The 15,762-nt window shown below is 67.8% G+C and carries 14 protein-coding genes; 10 read left to right on the top strand and 4 right to left on the bottom strand.

Annotated features, from left to right (window positions below):
• Together HHL15_RS18875 and HHL15_RS18870 are read right to left on the bottom strand one after the other, a co-directional pair.
• The coding region (locus HHL15_RS18875; RefSeq protein WP_169147354.1) for an electron transfer flavoprotein subunit beta/FixA family protein at nucleotides 1–746 on the bottom strand (746 nt) is incomplete at its 3' end.
• Between the two features lie 21 nt (nucleotides 747–767).
• Nucleotides 768–2,408: an acyl-CoA synthetase gene (locus HHL15_RS18870; protein WP_169147353.1), complete on the bottom strand. Its 1,641-nt coding sequence runs from the start codon at nucleotides 2,406–2,408 to the stop codon at nucleotides 768–770.
• 217 nt (nucleotides 2,409–2,625) lie between these two features.
• Here HHL15_RS18870 and HHL15_RS18865 point away from each other — a divergent pair, with 217 nt between their 5' ends.
• Both HHL15_RS18865 and HHL15_RS18860 read left to right on the top strand, forming a co-directional pair.
• A complete protein-coding gene (locus HHL15_RS18865) occupies nucleotides 2,626–4,659 on the top strand; it encodes a PAS-domain containing protein (RefSeq protein WP_235943495.1) in 2,034 nt (677 codons plus the stop codon).
• Between the two features lie 17 nt (nucleotides 4,660–4,676).
• Nucleotides 4,677–5,399 carry a response regulator transcription factor gene (locus HHL15_RS18860; protein WP_169147352.1) on the top strand — a complete coding sequence of 241 codons (723 nt, stop codon included), beginning with the start codon at nucleotides 4,677–4,679 and terminating at the stop codon, nucleotides 5,397–5,399.
• Here HHL15_RS18860 and HHL15_RS18855 read toward each other — a convergent pair.
• Nucleotides 5,386–5,688 (bottom strand): YkvA family protein, encoded by a 303-nt coding sequence (locus HHL15_RS18855; RefSeq protein ID WP_169147351.1) that lies wholly within the window; start codon nucleotides 5,686–5,688, stop codon nucleotides 5,386–5,388. The genes HHL15_RS18860 and HHL15_RS18855 overlap by 14 nt on opposite strands.
• A 200-nt stretch (nucleotides 5,689–5,888) precedes the next feature.
• On the opposite strand from HHL15_RS18855, the gene HHL15_RS18850 reads away from it, so the two are divergent.
• Nucleotides 5,889–6,353, top strand: coding sequence for a copper chaperone PCu(A)C (locus HHL15_RS18850; RefSeq protein ID WP_169147361.1), 465 nt, complete (start codon nucleotides 5,889–5,891; stop codon nucleotides 6,351–6,353).
• A gap of 156 nt (nucleotides 6,354–6,509) precedes the next feature.
• Here HHL15_RS18850 and HHL15_RS18845 read toward each other — a convergent pair whose 3' ends face one another.
• Nucleotides 6,510–7,319, bottom strand: coding sequence for a DNA-binding transcriptional regulator (locus tag HHL15_RS18845; RefSeq protein WP_169147350.1), 810 nt, complete (start codon nucleotides 7,317–7,319; stop codon nucleotides 6,510–6,512).
• 183 nt (nucleotides 7,320–7,502) lie between these two features.
• Here HHL15_RS18845 and HHL15_RS18840 point away from each other — a divergent pair, with 183 nt between their 5' ends.
• The 7 genes from HHL15_RS18840 (at nucleotide 7,503) to HHL15_RS18810 (ending at nucleotide 15,760) form a co-directional block, all read left to right on the top strand.
• Nucleotides 7,503–9,131, top strand: a complete 1,629-nt coding sequence (locus HHL15_RS18840; RefSeq protein ID WP_169147349.1) for a bifunctional 3-(3-hydroxy-phenyl)propionate/3-hydroxycinnamic acid hydroxylase — start codon at nucleotides 7,503–7,505, stop codon at nucleotides 9,129–9,131.
• Complete coding sequence (locus HHL15_RS18835; protein WP_169147348.1) at nucleotides 9,128–10,075, top strand: 3-carboxyethylcatechol 2,3-dioxygenase; 948 nt, start codon at nucleotides 9,128–9,130, stop codon at nucleotides 10,073–10,075. Before HHL15_RS18840 ends, HHL15_RS18835 begins: the two co-directional genes overlap by 4 nt.
• Nucleotides 10,076–10,122: 47 nt before the next feature.
• Complete coding sequence (locus tag HHL15_RS18830; protein ID WP_169147347.1) at nucleotides 10,123–11,256, top strand: ABC transporter substrate-binding protein; 1,134 nt, start codon at nucleotides 10,123–10,125, stop codon at nucleotides 11,254–11,256.
• Nucleotides 11,257–12,048 (top strand): 2-keto-4-pentenoate hydratase, encoded by a 792-nt coding sequence (locus tag HHL15_RS18825; RefSeq protein WP_169147346.1) that lies wholly within the window; start codon nucleotides 11,257–11,259, stop codon nucleotides 12,046–12,048.
• A 103-nt stretch (nucleotides 12,049–12,151) separates the two neighbouring features.
• Nucleotides 12,152–13,183 carry a branched-chain amino acid ABC transporter permease gene (locus HHL15_RS18820; RefSeq protein WP_169147345.1) on the top strand — a complete coding sequence of 344 codons (1,032 nt, stop codon included), beginning with the start codon at nucleotides 12,152–12,154 and terminating at the stop codon, nucleotides 13,181–13,183.
• Entirely contained in the window at nucleotides 13,180–15,009 is a 1,830-nt protein-coding gene (locus tag HHL15_RS18815) for a branched-chain amino acid ABC transporter ATP-binding protein/permease (RefSeq protein WP_169147344.1), read from the top strand. Before HHL15_RS18820 ends, HHL15_RS18815 begins: the two co-directional genes overlap by 4 nt.
• A gap of 1 nt (nucleotide 15,010) precedes the next feature.
• Nucleotides 15,011–15,760 (top strand): ABC transporter ATP-binding protein, encoded by a 750-nt coding sequence (locus tag HHL15_RS18810; RefSeq protein ID WP_169147343.1) that lies wholly within the window; start codon nucleotides 15,011–15,013, stop codon nucleotides 15,758–15,760.
• Nucleotides 15,761–15,762: the final 2 nt, after the last annotated feature.

Raw genomic sequence — 15,762 nt, 5'->3', positions numbered from 1 at the left:
ATCACCTTGGCTTCGTTCTTGAGCTTGTCGATGAGTTGGGCCACGTCGGCCACCTTGATGCCGGCGCCGCGGGCGGCCGGCTCGACCACCTTGAGGGTGGTCAGGCGCGGGGCCACGTCCACACCCAGGTCGATGGGCTGCACCGTATCGAGGGGCTTCTTCTTGGCCTTCATGATGTTGGGCAGGGTCGCGTAGCGCGGCTCGTTGAGGCGCAGGTCGGTGGTGATGACGGCGGGCAGGGGGAGGGAGAGGGTTTCCAGCCCACCGTCGATCTCGCGGGTCACCTGGACCCGCTCGGCGCCCACCTCGACCTTGGAGGCGAAGGTGGCCTGGGGCCAGCCGAGCAGGGCGGCGAGCATCTGGCCGGTCTGGTTGGAGTCATCGTCGATGGCCTGCTTGCCGAGGATCACCAGGCGGGGCTGCTCCTTGTCCACGATGGCCTTGAGCAGCTTGGCCACGGCCAGGGGCTGCAGCTCGGCCGTGCTCTCGACCAGGATGCCCCGGTCGGCACCGATGGCCATGGCGGTGCGCAGGGTCTCCTGGCACTGGGCCACGCCGGCGGAGACGGCCACCACCTCGGTGGCGGTGCCAGCTTCCTTCAGGCGCACGGCCTCCTCGACGGCGATCTCGTCGAAGGGGTTCATGGCCATCTTCACATTGGCCAGCTCGACGCCGCTCTGGTCGGCCTTGACGCGGACCTTGACGTTGTAATCAATGACCCGTTTGACGGGTACGAGGATCTTCATTTGATCTTGTCTCCTGTGGGTTTATTCGATTGCCGAGGCAGACTTGGCCTGCTGGCGCAGTACGAACTTCTGGATCTTTCCGGTGGACGTCTTGGGCAGCACACAGAACTCCACGTGCTTGGGCACCTTGAAGCGGGCCAGGTGCTCGCGGCAGTGGGCGATGATGTCGTCGGCCGTGACCCTGGCGTCTTCCTTCACCTCGATGTAGGCGGCGGGGACTTCGCCCCACTTTTCATCGGGCCTGGCGACCACGGCGGCGGTGAGCACGGCGGGGTGGCGGTAGAGGACGTCCTCCACTTCCAGGGACGAGATGTTCTCGCCGCCGGAAATGATCACGTCCTTGGAGCGGTCCTTGATCTTCACGTAGCCGTCCGGGTGCAGCACGGCCAGGTCGCCGGTCTGGAACCAGCCGCCGGCAAAGGCCTCCTTGGTGGCCTTCTCGTTCTTGAGGTAGCCCTTCATCACCAGGTTGCCGCGGAACATGATCTCGCCCAGGGTTTCGCCGTCGGCGGGCACCGGCTCCATGGTCTGCGGGTCGAGCACGGTGATGGCTTCCTGCATGTGGTAGCGCACGCCCTGGCGGCCGTTGCGCTCGGCGCGGCTGGCGATGGGCAGGGCATCCCACTCGGGGTGCTTGGCGCACACCGAGGCGGGGCCGTAGGTCTCGGTCAGGCCATACACATGGGTGATGTCGAAGCCGATCCGCTCCATGCCCTCGATGATCGCGGCGGGGGGCGCGGCGCCGGCGATGAGGGCCGACACCTTGTGCTCGATGCCGGCGCGCAGGCCTTCGGGGGCGTTGATGAGCATGCCGTGCACGATCGGGGCGCCGCAGAAGTGGGTCACCTTGTGGCTGCGCATCAGCTCGTAGATCAGTGCCACGTCCACCTTGCGCAGGCACACATTGACGCCGGCGTTGGCCGCCAGGGTCCACGCGAAGCACCAGCCATTACAGTGGAAGAGGGGCAGGGTCCAGAGGTACACCGCGTGCTGCGGCATGCCCCAGCTGATGATGTTGGAGGCCGAGTTGAGGTAGGCGCCGCGGTGGTGGAAGACCACACCCTTGGGGTTGCCGGTGGTGCCCGAGGTGTAGTTGAGGGCGATGGCGTCCCACTCGTCGGCGGGCAGAGACCACTTGAATTCCGGATCGGCGTCGGCCAGGAAGTCTTCGTATTCGATGTCGCCGAGGCGGGTGCTGTCCGGGTATTCGGCGTCCAGCGCATCGATCACCAGCGGCTTGGGGCCTTCCAGCAGTTCCAGGGCGGCCCGGATGGTGGTGGCGAATTCCGGGTCGGTGATGAGGACTTTGGCCTCGCCGTGGGCCAGCATGAAGGCGATGGCTTCCGGGTCCAGGCGGGTGTTGAGGGTGTTCAGCACGGCACCGGTCATCGGCACGCCGAAGTGGGCCTCGACCATCGCTGGCACATTCGGCAGCATCACCGCCACGGTGTCGCCACGGCCAATGCCCTTGCGCGCCAGGGCGCTGGCCAGGCGGCGGCAGCGGGCGTAGGTTTCACTCCAGGTGAAGCGGCGCGTGCCGTGGATCACCGACAGGCGATCCGGGTAGACCTGGGCGCTGCGCTCGAGAAAGGACAGGGGGGACAGGGGCACATGATTGGCAGCGCACTTGTCCAGCCCGTGGTCGTACGGGGAATTCGACACTTATCTTCTCCTCCTGGTTTGAACGCCACGACTTGGGTGAGGCGGTGGCTCTTGGGCCTTCCCCTTTGGCAGTGCGAGCGCACCACCGGGGATCGGGGAGAAGATTCGCAGACAAACTTGTCGGAACTTTCGTGAAAATGTACTGAATGTTGTCGGGGGCCTTGCCGGGGCCGGCAGCTGGCTAGAATCTCCGGCAAACGGAGGGCAGGACGTGACGATGAGCGGGCAGCACGGACAGGATGGGCAGCACGGACAGGATGGGCCGGATCGGCAGGCAAGCCCGCTGGCAGGGGAGGCGACCCCGTCCTTCGACCGGCGCTACCGGGAGATGCTGGGGGCGGGGCTGGATCTGCTCGACCAGGGCGTGACGGTTTTCGATGCCGAGCTGCGCATGGTGGCGTGGAACGGCGCCTTCCTGCGCCTGCTGGATTTCCCGCCCTCGCTGGCCCGGGAGGGCATGTCCTTCGAGGAGTTCATCCGCTTCAACGCCGAGCGTGGCGACTATGGCCCCGGCGATCCGGATGTGCAGGTGGCCGAAAGGGTGGCCCGGGCGAGGAGCTTCCAGCCCCACGTCACCGAGCGCGTCCGGCCCAACGGGCAGGTCTTGTCGATCCGCGGCTTTCCGCTGCCGCATCAGGGCTTCATCACCGTCTATACCGACATCACCGAACAGCGTCGCACCCAGGAGCAGATCGCCAGCCACCAGGCCGAGCTGGAGGCGCACATCCGCTCCCGTACCGAAGCCCTGCGGCGTAGCGAGCAGCGCCTGCGCGAGATCACCGATGCCATCCCGGCGGCGGTCGCCTACTTCGACCGGAGCTGGACTTACCGCTACGCGAACAAGGGCTATGCCCAGTGGTTCGGCTGGTCGGCCCACGAAATCGAGGGTAAGCAGATCTGCGAGGTGACCGGGCAGGAGGTGTTCGCCATCGTCTCGCCCTTTGTGTCGCGGGCGCTGGCCGGCGAACAGGTGTCGTACGAATACACCCTCACCGGCCGCGACGGTGCGCCGGCCCGTGCCTGCAGCACGCTGGTGCCTGACATCGGCCCGGACGGTGAGGTGCACGGCTGCTACGTGCACTCGGTGGACGTCACCGAGCAGCGCCACACCCAGGCCGCCCTGGCCCAGGCCCAGAAGATGGAGGCCATCGGCCAGCTCACCGGCGGCCTCGCCCACGACTTCAACAACATGCTCACGGTGGTGATCGGCAACCTGGTGGCCCTCAAGGAGAACCACCCCGACGACCCCCTCACCGAGAACTTCGTCGAGCCCGCCATGCAGGCCGCCAACCGGGGCGCCGAGCTGATCCGCCGGCTGCTCGGTTTCGCCCGCCGCCAGCCGCTGGAGCCCAGGCCGGTGGAGGTCAATGAGCTGATCCTCGGCATGTCCAAACTGATCCGACGCAGCCTGCCGAGCACCATCGCCGTCAGCACGGCCAGCCGGGAGCCCTGCCTGGTGGCCATGGTGGACGCCCACCAGCTCGAGAACGCCCTGCTCAACCTGGCCCTCAATGCCCGCGACGCGATGCCCAATGGTGGCGAGCTGCGCATCGAGTCGTCCCTTGAGCAGCTCGGTCCGCATGCCGCCGCCGACCTGGAGATGCCGCCCGGCGATTACGTGCAGATCGCCGTCAGCGACAACGGCATGGGCATGGATGGCAGCACCATGGCGCGGGTCTTCGAGCCCTTCTTCACCACCAAGCAGTTCGGCATGGGCAGCGGCCTCGGCATGTCCATGGTGTATGGCTTCACCAAGCAGTCGGGCGGTGGCGTGCGTATCCGCAGCCGCCAGGCGCGCGGCACCACGGTGGCCCTGCTGCTGCCGCGGATCGAGGAAGAGCAGCCGGACAACGTGATGCCCGAGGGCCGCGAGCTGCGCGACACCGACCTGGCCGGCAAGCTGGTGCTGCTGGCCGAGGACGATGCCGACGTGCGCACGGTGGTGCGCATGCAGCTGTCCGAGCTCGGCTGTGCCGTGGTGGAGGCCGAGAATGGCGCCGAGGCCGCCGACATGGTCGAGAACATCCCCGCCATTGCCCTGGTCATCTCCGACGTGGTGATGCCGGGGGTGATGGACGGGCGGGCCCTGGCGCGCTTCGTGCGGCGCTTCCGGCCAGACCTGCCGATGGTGCTGATGAGTGGCTTCGCCGAATCCCAGTCGGGGCTGGACGCTGACGTGAACCTGCCCCTGCTGGCCAAGCCCTTCTCCCGCGCCAAACTGCTGGCGGCCTTGCGTCCGCTGGGCGCTTGAGCGAAGCTCCGGCTGCCATGTCTACAACGACGCGAACTCCCGAACTCATCTACGTGGTGGAAGACGAAGCGGCGATTGCCCGCCTGATCGCCGACACCCTCGAGAAGTTCGGCTACCGGGCCGAGCTCTTCCGCACCGCCGAGGCCTTTTTCCACGGTCTGCGCCACCGGGTGCCCGACCTCGTCGTGCTCGACCTCGGCCTGCCCGACATGGACGGCATGGCGGTGCTGCAGCAGCTGCGCGGCAAGCACACCTGCGGCCTGCTGGTTGTCACCGGGCGCAGCGACACCTACGACCGGGTCATGGGCCTGGAAATGGGCGCCGACGACTACGTGGTGAAACCCTTCGAGCCGCGGGAGCTGATCGCCCGGGTGCGCAGCATCCTGCGCCGCTACCCGGGCCAGGTGGTGATGCCGGCCGACCCTGCCCAGCGGGTCGCCGAGTTTGCCGGCTGGCGCTTCGAGCCGGGCAGCAACACCCTGATCAACCCCGCCGGCCAGCAGGAAACCCTGAGCACCGCCGAGGCCCAGCTCCTCAGCGTGCTGCTGGCCCACCCCAACCACATCCTGACCCGCGAGCAGCTGCTCGGCGGGCGCGACGTGTCGGCGCTGGACCGCAGCATCGACCTGCGCATCTCGCGCCTGCGCCGGCGCTTCGAGGAAAACCCCCAGCACGCCAAGCTGATCAAGACCGTGTACGGCGCCGGCTACCTGCTGGCGTCCACGGTCACCTGGTCCTGACCGCCGCCGCGTCCACCGTGCGGGCCGCTTCGGCCTGGCTGCGGCGCAGGGATTCGGGCAGCAGGCGCACCAGCCAGGCCATGGCCAGCGGCACCAGCACCAGATCGTCGATCAGGCCGAACACGGGCAGCACGTCCGGCACCAGATCCACCGGCGACAGTACGTAGAGGGCCAGCACCGCCAGCGCCGGCCGCAGCCAGGCCGGGCGTGCCGGATGGCGCAGGGCGAACCACAAGATGGCGGCGTCCTTGCGGACCAGGGCATACAGGGCGGACAGCTTCTTGAACATGGCGCGGGCTCCGGGAGTGGCGGGCTGACGGGCACTTGGACCGGCCGCCGCCCTGGCGAGTTGCGCGGTGCTTTGTAAGCATGGGTTGCGCCACACGGGTGTGCGACCGATGGTCGCACTGCGCGCAGGACAAAGCGCCGCTGAGGGTCGGCTGGAGTAAGCTGCGGGCCATCGATCGAAAGGAGCCCCCCGTGAGCGCAATGAGCAAGTCCGCCGGCCTGCTGCTGGCCTGTCTGCTGTCCATCCCGGCCCTGGCCGCCGACCTGGACATCAAGGATCCCTGGGTGCGCGGCACGGTGCCTGCGCAAAAGGCCACCGGTGCCTTCATGCAGCTCAGCAGCAAGGGCGGCGTCACCCTGGTCGGCGTGGCCAGCCCGGCCGCCGGCGTCGTTGAGCTGCACGAGATGGTGATGGAGAGCACCGTCATGAAGATGCGCGCGTTGTCGCGTCTCGACGTGAAACCCGGCCAGACCGTCGAGCTCAAGCCCGGCAGCTACCACGTGATGCTGATCGACCTGAAGAAGCCGCTCGCCAAGGGCGACGTGGTGCCGATCACCCTGAAGGTGGAGGGCAAGGACAAAAAGGTCGAGACGGTGGAGGTGAAGGCCGAAGTGCGTGATCTGACCGCCGCCGCACCGATGATGGATCACAAGCACCAGCACTGAACATGGTGCTCGGGACGGCCTGCCGCCGTCCCCTGGCAGGATCAAGGCGCCCGCTTCAGGGCGCTTTTTTCATCGCAGGGCCGTCCCAAGATGAAAAGCGCCCCCTCGGGGGGCAGCGAGCCGCGCAGCGGGGAGCGTGGGGGTATTTTTCATGCCTCAGCGCTGGCCCTGCTGTTCCTCCAGCTTCTCCTCGATGCGCCCGACCGCCCGCTGCAGGGCGGGCAGGAAGCGCCGGTCGGCTTCCCGCGGGGTCACCATGCGGTTCAGGTACACGATGTTGACCGATCCCAGGGGGCGCCCCTGCAACATGATCGGCAGGGCGATGGCGCCCACCTTGCGCTGCGACGTCCATTCCCCGTCGTTGCTGCCGAATCCCTTCTCCCGGGTGCGTTCCAGCACATTCACCACAAAGCGTTCGTCCGCCGCGAGGCGGGCCTGATCGTCCTCTCCGGCGCGGGCCAGCTGCAGGATCTCCTCCCGCTCGTCATCCGGGCAATAGGCCAGGTAGGCCCTGCCGGAGGCGGTCAGCAGCATGGGCATGGTCTGCCCCACCATGGCGCGATGAAATGACAATGGGCTGAAGCGGTGGGTCGACTCGCGGATGACCAGGTGGGCGCCCTGGGGGGTGGCCAGGTCTGACGGCCACACCACTGCCTGCAGCAGCTCGGACAGGGCCGGGGCGACGATGGAGGAGATCCAGTTGTCGTCCCGGAAACCCTCCGCCAGGGAGCGCACACGCAGGGCCAGGCAATAGCTGTCATCCGAATCGCTGCGCCGCACAAAACCTTCCGCCATCAGCGTCTCAAGCAGACGGCGCACCGTGGTGCGGTGCAGGCCGGTGGCCTCGGCCAGCTGGCCGAGGCTGGCACGTCCACCTTCCTGCACGTTCAGTGCCCGCAGGAGGTCCAGACCGCGGGTCAGGCCGCGAACGGTGGCGTAGTCGGCCCTGGTATTTTGACGGGGCATTTTATTGATTTAAATCAATGTTGTGCATCTGGTGGACGTTTCGATTTTATTTTTTGCCGTGCGCCGGCACAACCCTAGAATCCATTCAATAACAAGTTTCTCATAACGTAATTCCCGGCGCCGGCCCTTCGCCCGCCCCCCCGCGAATTCCCCACGCGGCCCGGGACCCAACAGGAGACATTCATGAACGACAAAATGCGTTTCGACGCAGATGTGATCGTCGTCGGCGCCGGCCCGGTCGGCCTCACCATCGCCAATACCCTCGGGCTGCACGGGGTCAGCGTGCTGCTCCTCGAGCGCGGCGACACCCTCATCGATTACCCCCGGGCGGTCGGCATGGATGACGAGTCCCTGCGCACCGTGCAGGGCATCGGCCTGACCGAGCAGGTGCTGCAGCACCTGACCCCTTTCCACTGGATGCGCTTCGTCAATGCCAAGGGCCGGGTCTATGCCTCGATCGAGCCGCGCACCGACGAGTTCGGCTGGTCCCGCCGCAATGCCTTCAACCAGCCGGCAGTGGACCGCGAGCTGCTGGCAGGCCTCGAGCGCTTCCCGAATGCCGCTGTGTCCATGTCCACCGAGCTCGAGTCGTACGAGCAGGACGGCGAGGGCGTCACCCTCAAGGTCATCAAGGCCGGTGCGCCGACGACCCTGCGCTGTCGCTACCTGGTGGGCGCAGATGGTGGCCGCAGCGTGGTGCGCACCCAGCTGGGTGTCGGCTTCGGCGGCTTCACCGACACCTCCCAGTGGCTGGTGGTGGACATCCGCAACGACCCCCTCGGCGTGCCCTACATCTACATGCACTCCGATCCCAAGCGCCCCTATGTGTCGGTGGCCCTGCCCGACGGCGTGCGCCGTTTCGAGTTCATGGTCTGGGAAGGCGAAACCGAGGAGCAGATCACCGCGCCCGCGCGCATGGCTGAACTGCTCTCCAAGGTGCTGCCCGCCGGCACCGACATCAGCAAGCTCGACTTCATCCGCAAGCGTGTCTACACCCACAACGCCCGCATCGCCGACCGCTGGAAGGTGGGCCGCGTGATGCTGGCCGGCGATGCTGCCCACATCATGCCGGTGTGGCAGGGCCAGGGTTACAACACGGGCATGCGCGACGCCACCAACCTGGCCTGGAAGCTCGCCTGGGTGGTCAAGGGCAAGGCCTCCGACACCCTGCTCGAAACCTACAACATCGAGCGTCCGCCCCACGCCAAGGCGATGATCGACCTGTCCGTCGCGGCCGGCCGCATCTTCTATCCGCGCAACGTCTTCAAGGCTGCCGTGCGCGACGTGAGCACCTGGCTGCTCAACCAGATCCCCGCCTTCAAGCGCTACTTCAGCGAAATGCGCTACAAGCCCATGCCCTTCTACAGCGAAGGCCTGGTGGTGCACGAGAAGGTGGCGCGCAAGGCATCGCCGGTCGGCCGCCTGTTCATCCAGCCGCGGGTGCGCACCCTGGACGGCGAGGTCAAGCTGCTCGACGACGTGATCGGCAGCGGCTTTGCCCTGCTGGCTTGGGGGGCCGACCCGAACTATTGGCTCAACGCCCGCAGCAAGGCCATCCTGGCCGCCATGGGCGCCCGCATCATCACCGCCAAGCCGGTGGTGCAGATGCACCGCAAGGTGGACATGAGCGACGCCACCGAGGTCGTCGGCGACGAACAGATGCGCCTCAAGGACTGGTTCGGCGAGCATCCGGGCTCCATCGTGGTGCTGCGCCCCGACCGCTTCGTGGCCGGCATCGCCTTCCCGGTGGAGATCAACGAACTCCTCGACGCGGTGGCCGCCAGGATGGGCCTCAAGGTGGAGGCGGCATGAGCGCCGTGCTGCTGCAGTGCCTCTCCCACACCCCGCTGAAAGGCTACGTGGACCCGCAGCCGGAGGTGGTCGAGGAGGTGGCCCGCATGGTCGCCGCCCAGCGCGCCGAGGTCGAGGCCTTTGATCCGGAGCTCATCGTCCTGTTTGCGCCGGACCACTACAACGGCTTCTTCCTGGATACGATGCCCCAGTTCTGCATCGGCACCGCCGCCACCTCGGTGGGCGACTACATGACCTCCGCCGGTCCGCTGCCGGTGCCGCGGGAGATTGCCGAGGCCTGTGCCGAGCACGTGGTGGCGGCCGACATCGACCTGGCCATCTCCTACCGCATGCTGGTGGACCACGGCTTCGCCCAGCCCATCGAGGAGCTCACCGGCAGTCTCGACCGCTACCCGGTGATCCCGATCTTCATCAACAGCGTGGCGCCGCCGCTGGTCAGCTTCCGGCGTGCCCGCCAGCTGGGCGAGGCGGTGGGTGAATTCATCCGCGGCCTGGGCAAGCGCACCCTGATCCTCGGCTCCGGCGGCCTGTCCCACAACCCGCCGGTGCCGCAGATGGCCACCGCCACCGCCGAGGTGGCCGAGCGCCTGATCGCCGGCCGTAACCCCGGCCCCGAGGCGCGCGACGCCCGGCAGCAGCGCACCATCGCCGCCGCCACGTCGTTTGCCGCCGGCACCAGCCCGCTGCATCCCCTCAACCCCGCCTGGGACGAGGCCTTCATGGACAACCTGGTCCGCCAGGACTGGACCGCGCTCGATGCCTACGGCAATGCCGCCATCACCGAAGCCGCCGGCGCCTCCGCCCACGAAGTGAAGACCTGGGTGGCCGCCAACGCCGCCATGAACGCCGCGACCGGTGGCCACTACCGGGCCGAGGCCCGCTATTACAAGGCGATCCCCGAGTGGATCGCCGGTTTTGCCGCGCTGACCGGTGTTGCCGTCTGATCGGCGCATCGACCCTTACTACAAAGATCCAACCGAGGAGACACTCCATGTACCTGAAGAAGCTGATCGCCCTGTCCGTCGCCGCCCTGGCCGCCACCCCCGTCCTGGCCGACATCAACGTGGGCGTCGTCGCCTCCCTGACCGGCCCGGCCGCCGCCCTCGGCGCCGAGACCAAGAAGGCCGTGGCCCTGCTCCCCACCACCGTGGGCGGCGAGAAGGTGAACTTCATCATCCTTGATGACGGCACCGACCCCACCAACGCCGTCAAGAACGTGCGCAAGCTGATCTCCGAAGACAAGGTGGACGCCATCCTCGGCCCCAACCTGATCAGCACCGCGATGGCCATGGCCGATGTGGCCAACACCGAAAAGACCCCGATGATCTCCGTCGCCCCGCTCGACGTGACCGGTGACAAGCGCGGCTATGTGTTCCGCAGCGAGCCCTCCGCCGACCTGATGGTGAACCGCCTGGTGGCCGACATGGTCGAGCACGGCGCCAAGACCGTCGGCTTCATCGGCTTCTCCGATTCGTGGGGCGAGCTGCTGCTGAAGTCCCTCACCAAGGCCACCGAAGGCAAGCTCAAGATCGTCGCCACCGAGCGCTACGGCCGCGCCGACCCGAGTGTGCAGGCCCAGGTCCTGAAGATCCTCTCCGCCAAGCCGGACGTGGTCTTCGTCGGTGCCTCCGGCACCCCCGCCGCGATGCCCCAGATCACCCTGCGCGAGCGTGGCTTCAAGGGCAACATCTACCAATCCCACGGCGTCACCAGCAAGGAGTTCCTGCGGGTCGGCGGCAAGGCCGTGGAAGGCGCCCTGATCCCGGTCGGTCCGGTGCTGGTGGCCGAGCAGCTGCCCGACAGCCACCCCACCAAGAAGACCAGCATGGCCTTCGTGAAGGAACTCGAGGCCAAGAACGGCCCGGATTCCCGCTCCACCTTCGCCGGCGCCTCGTGGGATGCCTGGTTGCTGCTGCAGAACGGCATCCTCGCCGCCCAGAAGGCCAAAACCAAGGCCGGCACCGTCGAGTTCCGCAACGCCGTGCGTGAAGGCATCGAAAAGACCACCAAGCTGGTCGGCACCAACGGCGTCTACAGCCTCAACGCGGCTGACCACGCCGGCTACGATCCCAGCGCCATCGTGCTGATCAAGGTCGAGAACAACCACTGGAAACTGGTGAAGTAAATGACCAACGCCGCCCTTCTCGGTACTGAAGCGGCGGCCGCCCTGCTCAAGCAGGCGGCTGCCCAGGTCCAGCCCGTCGCCCCCCTGCGGGAGCGTCTCGAACGTTGTGACCAGGATGGCGCCTATGCCGTCCAGGAAGCCAACACCCGCTCCTGGCTGGCCGAGGGGCGGCGCCTCGTCGGCCGCAAGATCGGCCTCACCTCCAAGGCCGTGCAGGCCCAGCTCGGTGTCGATCAGCCCGACTTCGGCATGCTCTTCGCCGACATGGGCGTCGGCGACGGCGAGCCGGTGGCCCGCGGACGCCTGATCCAGGCCAAGGTGGAAGCCGAGGTGGCCCTGGTCATCGGCCGCGACCTCAATTTCGAGCGCCACACCTACGCTGACCTGATCCGCGCCACCGAATACGTGCTGCCAGCGATCGAGATCGTCGACAGCCGCATCGAGAACTGGAACATCCGCTTCGTCGACACCGTCGCCGACAATGCGTCCAGCGGCCTCTTCGTGCTGGGCGGCCAACCCCGCCTGCTGAAGGACGTGGACCTGACCGCCTGCGCCATGGAAATGCGCCGTGGTGGCGAGGTGGTGTCCCGCGGCAACGGCCGCGCCTGCCTGGGCAGCCCGCTCAACGCGGCGGTGTGGCTGGCCGACGTGATGGTGCGCTACGGCCGCCCGCTGCAGGCCGGCGACATCGTTCTCACCGGCGCCCTCGGCCCGATGGTGGCGGTCGGCCAGGACGAGAGCTTCGACGTGGCCATCGAGGGGCTCGGCACGGTCAGCGCCCGCTTCGAGTAAGCCCGCGGAGCCTGCAGCCGGCTCGATCCTGCCCCCCATACCACTCACCTTTCCGGTGGCCGGGGCCCCTTGAGGGGCCTCGCGCCTGCCGCAGGAGTCCATCATGGATGCCGATATCTTTGCCCTGCTCGCGCAGGACGGCGTCACCAACGGAGCCATCTACGCCTTGCTGGCGCTGGCCCTGGTGCTCGTCTTCGCGGTCACCCGCATCATCTTCATTCCCCAGGGCGAATTCCTCGCCTGGGGGGCCCTGACCATGGCCGCCCTCGAGGCGGGCCACTACCCGGGCACCGTCTGGCTGCTGCTGGGGGCGGGGGTCATCACCTTTGCCGCCGATCTGTTCGGCGGCGCCTCGGCGCGCCGCCGGCTGGGCCAGTCGGCCCTGTGGAACCTGGTCTACCCGGTCGCCGTGGCGGCCATCCTGTACTTCATGCCCCTGTCCGAGCTGCCCCAGCTGGTGCGTGTGCTGGCGGTGCTGGCCATCGTCGTGCCGCTGGGTCCGATGATCTACCGCGTGGCCTTCCAGCCCGTGGCCGAGGCCCCGGTGCTGGTGCTGCTGATCGTCTCGGTGGCCCTCCACCTGCTGATGGTGGGCGTCGGCCTGCTGATCTTCGGGCCGGAAGGTTCGCGCACCCTGCCGTTCAGTGAAGCGCAGCTGGCGGTGGGCACGCTGACCCTCAGCGGCCACACCCTGGTGGTGCTGGTGGCGTCGGTCGCGCTGATCGTCGGCCTGTACCTGTACTTCGGCCGGACCCTCGGCGGCAAGGCCCTGATGGCCACCGCGATCAACCGCAACGGCGCCCGCCTGATGGGCATCTCCCCGGCCCTGGCCGGCCGCCAGACCTTCTTCTTCGCGGCCCTGATCGGCGCTCTGTCGGGCCTGCTGGTGGCGCCCCTGACCACGGTGTACTACGACAGCGGCTTCCTGATCGGCCTGAAGGGCTTTGTCGCGGCCATCATCGGCGGCCTCGCCAGCTATCCGCTGGCCGCCGGCGGCGCGGTGCTGGTGGGCCTGCTGGAGTCCTTCTCGTCCTTCTGGGCGAGCGCCTTCAAGGACGTGCTGGTGTTCACCCTGATCATCCCGGTCCTGATGCTGCGGTCCCTCAATTCCCACCACGTGGAGGAGGAAGAATGAACACCCGTACCCTTGAAAGTGGCCGCAGCGGCAGCTTCCTGGCTTCGCGCCACGTGCTGGCGGTGTTCCTGGTCCTGCTGGTGCTGGCGCCCCTGGTGCTGCCGGACTTCTACGTGACCCTGCTCAACTACGTGGGCCTGTCGTCCCTGGTGGCCCTGGGCCTGGTGCTGCTCACCGGCGTGGGAGGCCTGACCAGCTTCGGCCAGGCGGCCTTCGTCGGCCTCGGGGCCTACACCACCGCCTGGCTCACCACCACGCCGGAGCTGCCGGCCTGGCTGGGCTTCACCGGCGCCAGCCCGTGGGCGGCGCTGCTGCTCGGCCTGCTGCTCACCGCCACGGTGGCCATCGTGCTGGGTTCGGTGACCCTCAAGCTGTCCGGCCACTACCTGCCCCTGGGCACCATGGCCTGGGGCATCAGCCTGTACTTCCTGTTCGGCAACATGGAGTTCCTGGGCGGCCACTCCGGCCTGTCCAACCTGCCGCCGATCAGCCTGTTCGGTCATGACCTGATCAGCAACCGCGACTACTACTACCTGGTCTGGCTGTTCGTGCTGGTGGCCGTGTTCACCACCCGCAACCTGCTGGACTCCCGCGAAGGCCGGGCGATCCGCGCCCTCAAGGGCGGCATCGTGATGGCCGAGGCGATGGGCGTGGATACCTCCCGGGCGCGCATGGTGATCTTCCTGCTGGCGGCCTTGCAGGCCTGCGCGGCAGGCTGGCTGTACGCTCACCTGCAGCGCTTCGTCAATCCGACGCCCTTCGGCCTGCACATCGGCATCGAGTACCTCTTCATGGCGGTGGTCGGTGGTGCGGGGCAGGTGTGGGGTGCACTGGTCGGTGCCGGGGTGATCACCGTGCTCAAGCAGTGGCTGCAGGATGTGCTGCCCAAGCTCTTCGGCTCGGCCGGCAACTACGAGGTGATCGTCTTCGGCCTGATGATGATGATCGTGCTGCACCGCGCCCGTGAAGGCCTGTGGCCGCTGCTGGCCCGCCTGGTGCCGGTGCGGGTCGAGCTCAAGCAGATTGACGCCTCCGCCGAGCCCCTGCCGAAGAAGCCCCAGCCGCCCCATGGCGAGGTGATCCTCGAAGCCCGCGAGGTGACCCGCAAGTTCGGCGGCCTGGTGGCCAACAACGCCATGAGCCTGCACGTCGAGGCCGGCGAGATCCTGGCCCTGATCGGCCCCAACGGCGCCGGCAAGAGCACCATGTTCAACCAGCTCTCCGGCGTCGATACGCCGACTTCCGGCGAGGTGCTGTTCCGCGGCAAGTCGGTGGCCGGCCACAGCTCGCGGGAGATCGCCGGGCTGGGCATGAGCCGCACCTTCCAGCACGTGCGCCTGCTGCCGAAGATGAGTGTGCTCGAGAACGTGGCCATCGGCGCCCACCTGCGCGGCAGCCGCAGCGTGCTGCCGGCCGCCTGGCGCCTCGACCGGGCGGAGGAAGCCCGCCTGCTGCGCGAAGCGGCGATCCAGGTGGAGCGCGTCGGTCTCGGCGAGTTCATGCACACCGAGGCCGGCAGCCTGGCCCTGGGCCAGCAGCGCATCCTTGAGATCGCCCGCGCCCTGTGCTCCGACCCCTGCCTGCTGCTGCTCGACGAGCCCGCCGCCGGCCTGCGCCTGAAGGAGAAGCAGGCCTTGTCCGAACTGCTCAGGCGCCTGCGTGCCGAAGGCATGGCGGTGCTCATCGTCGAGCACGACATGGACTTCGTGATGAGCCTGGTGGACCGGGTGGTCGTCATGGAATTCGGCGAGAAGATCGCCGAGGGCCTGCCGGAAGACGTCCAGAAGGACCCGGCGGTGCTCGAAGCCTATCTGGGAGGGGTGTGAGATGGCTGGCAACGTACTCGAAGTGAAGGACCTGTCGGTGGCCTACGGTAAGGTCGAGGCGGTCAGCAAGGTCAGCATCGCCGTCGGCGAGGGCCAGATCGTCACCGTGATCGGCCCCAACGGCGCCGGCAAGACCACCACCCTGTCGGCCATCATGGGCCTGCTCCCGTCGTCCGGCCAGGTGGCCTTCGACGGCAGCATCGAGCAGATCCCGGAAGTGGAGCGCATGGTGGTGCGCGGCATGAACCTGGTGCCCGAGAAGCGCGAGCTGTTCGGCACCATGAGCATCGAGGACAACCTGCTGCTGGGCGCCTTCCAGCGTCACCGCAGCGGGCACAAGGACCACCTGGAGACGATGGAGGAGGTGTTCACCCTCTTCCCGCGCCTCAAGGAGCGTCGCGCCCAGGCCGCCGGCACCCTGTCGGGCGGCGAGCGGCAGATGCTGGCGGTGGGCCGGGCCCTGATGGCCAAGCCCAAGCTGCTGATGCTGGACGAACCGAGCCTGGGCCTGGCGCCGCTGATCGTGCGGGAGATCTTCCGCATCATCGCCGAGCTGCGCCGCCGCGGCGTGTCGATTCTGCTGGTCGAGCAGAACGCCCGCGCCGCCCTGCAGGTGGCCGACTACGCCTACGTGCTGGAAAACGGCGCGGTCAAGATGCAGGGTGAGGCCAGCGAGCTGCGCAACGACCCCCGCGTCATCGAAAGCTACCTGGGCCTGGCCAGCAAGCACCAGGAAATGCTGGCCAGCTGAGC

Origin of the sequence: Zoogloea dura (assembly GCF_012927165.1) — a bacterium.
Taxonomy (GTDB): domain Bacteria; phylum Pseudomonadota; class Gammaproteobacteria; order Burkholderiales; family Rhodocyclaceae; genus Zoogloea; species Zoogloea dura.
The sequence above is the reverse complement of the archived record's forward strand: the minus strand, read 5'-3'. Positions and strand labels throughout refer to the sequence as shown.

Excerpts from the sequence above, each read along its gene's own strand:
- HHL15_RS18855 (WP_169147351.1), bottom strand. The coding sequence starts at position 5,688 with ATGTTCAAGAAGCTGTCCGCCCTGTATGCCCTGGTCCGCAAGGACGCC.
- HHL15_RS18815 (WP_169147344.1), top strand. The coding sequence starts at position 13,180 with ATGAACACCCGTACCCTTGAAAGTGGCCGCAGCGGCAGCTTCCTGGCT.
- HHL15_RS18845 (WP_169147350.1), bottom strand. The coding sequence starts at position 7,319 with ATGCCCCGTCAAAATACCAGGGCCGACTACGCCACCGTTCGCGGCCTG.
- HHL15_RS18835 (WP_169147348.1), top strand. The coding sequence starts at position 9,128 with ATGAGCGCCGTGCTGCTGCAGTGCCTCTCCCACACCCCGCTGAAAGGC.
- HHL15_RS18840 (WP_169147349.1), top strand. The coding sequence starts at position 7,503 with ATGAACGACAAAATGCGTTTCGACGCAGATGTGATCGTCGTCGGCGCC.
- HHL15_RS18825 (WP_169147346.1), top strand. The coding sequence starts at position 11,257 with ATGACCAACGCCGCCCTTCTCGGTACTGAAGCGGCGGCCGCCCTGCTC.
- HHL15_RS18860 (WP_169147352.1), top strand. The coding sequence starts at position 4,677 with ATGTCTACAACGACGCGAACTCCCGAACTCATCTACGTGGTGGAAGAC.
- HHL15_RS18830 (WP_169147347.1), top strand. The coding sequence starts at position 10,123 with ATGTACCTGAAGAAGCTGATCGCCCTGTCCGTCGCCGCCCTGGCCGCC.
- HHL15_RS18850 (WP_169147361.1), top strand. The coding sequence starts at position 5,889 with ATGAGCAAGTCCGCCGGCCTGCTGCTGGCCTGTCTGCTGTCCATCCCG.
- HHL15_RS18810 (WP_169147343.1), top strand. The coding sequence starts at position 15,011 with ATGGCTGGCAACGTACTCGAAGTGAAGGACCTGTCGGTGGCCTACGGT.
- HHL15_RS18820 (WP_169147345.1), top strand. The coding sequence starts at position 12,152 with ATGGATGCCGATATCTTTGCCCTGCTCGCGCAGGACGGCGTCACCAAC.
- HHL15_RS18865 (WP_235943495.1), top strand. The coding sequence starts at position 2,626 with ATGAGCGGGCAGCACGGACAGGATGGGCAGCACGGACAGGATGGGCCG.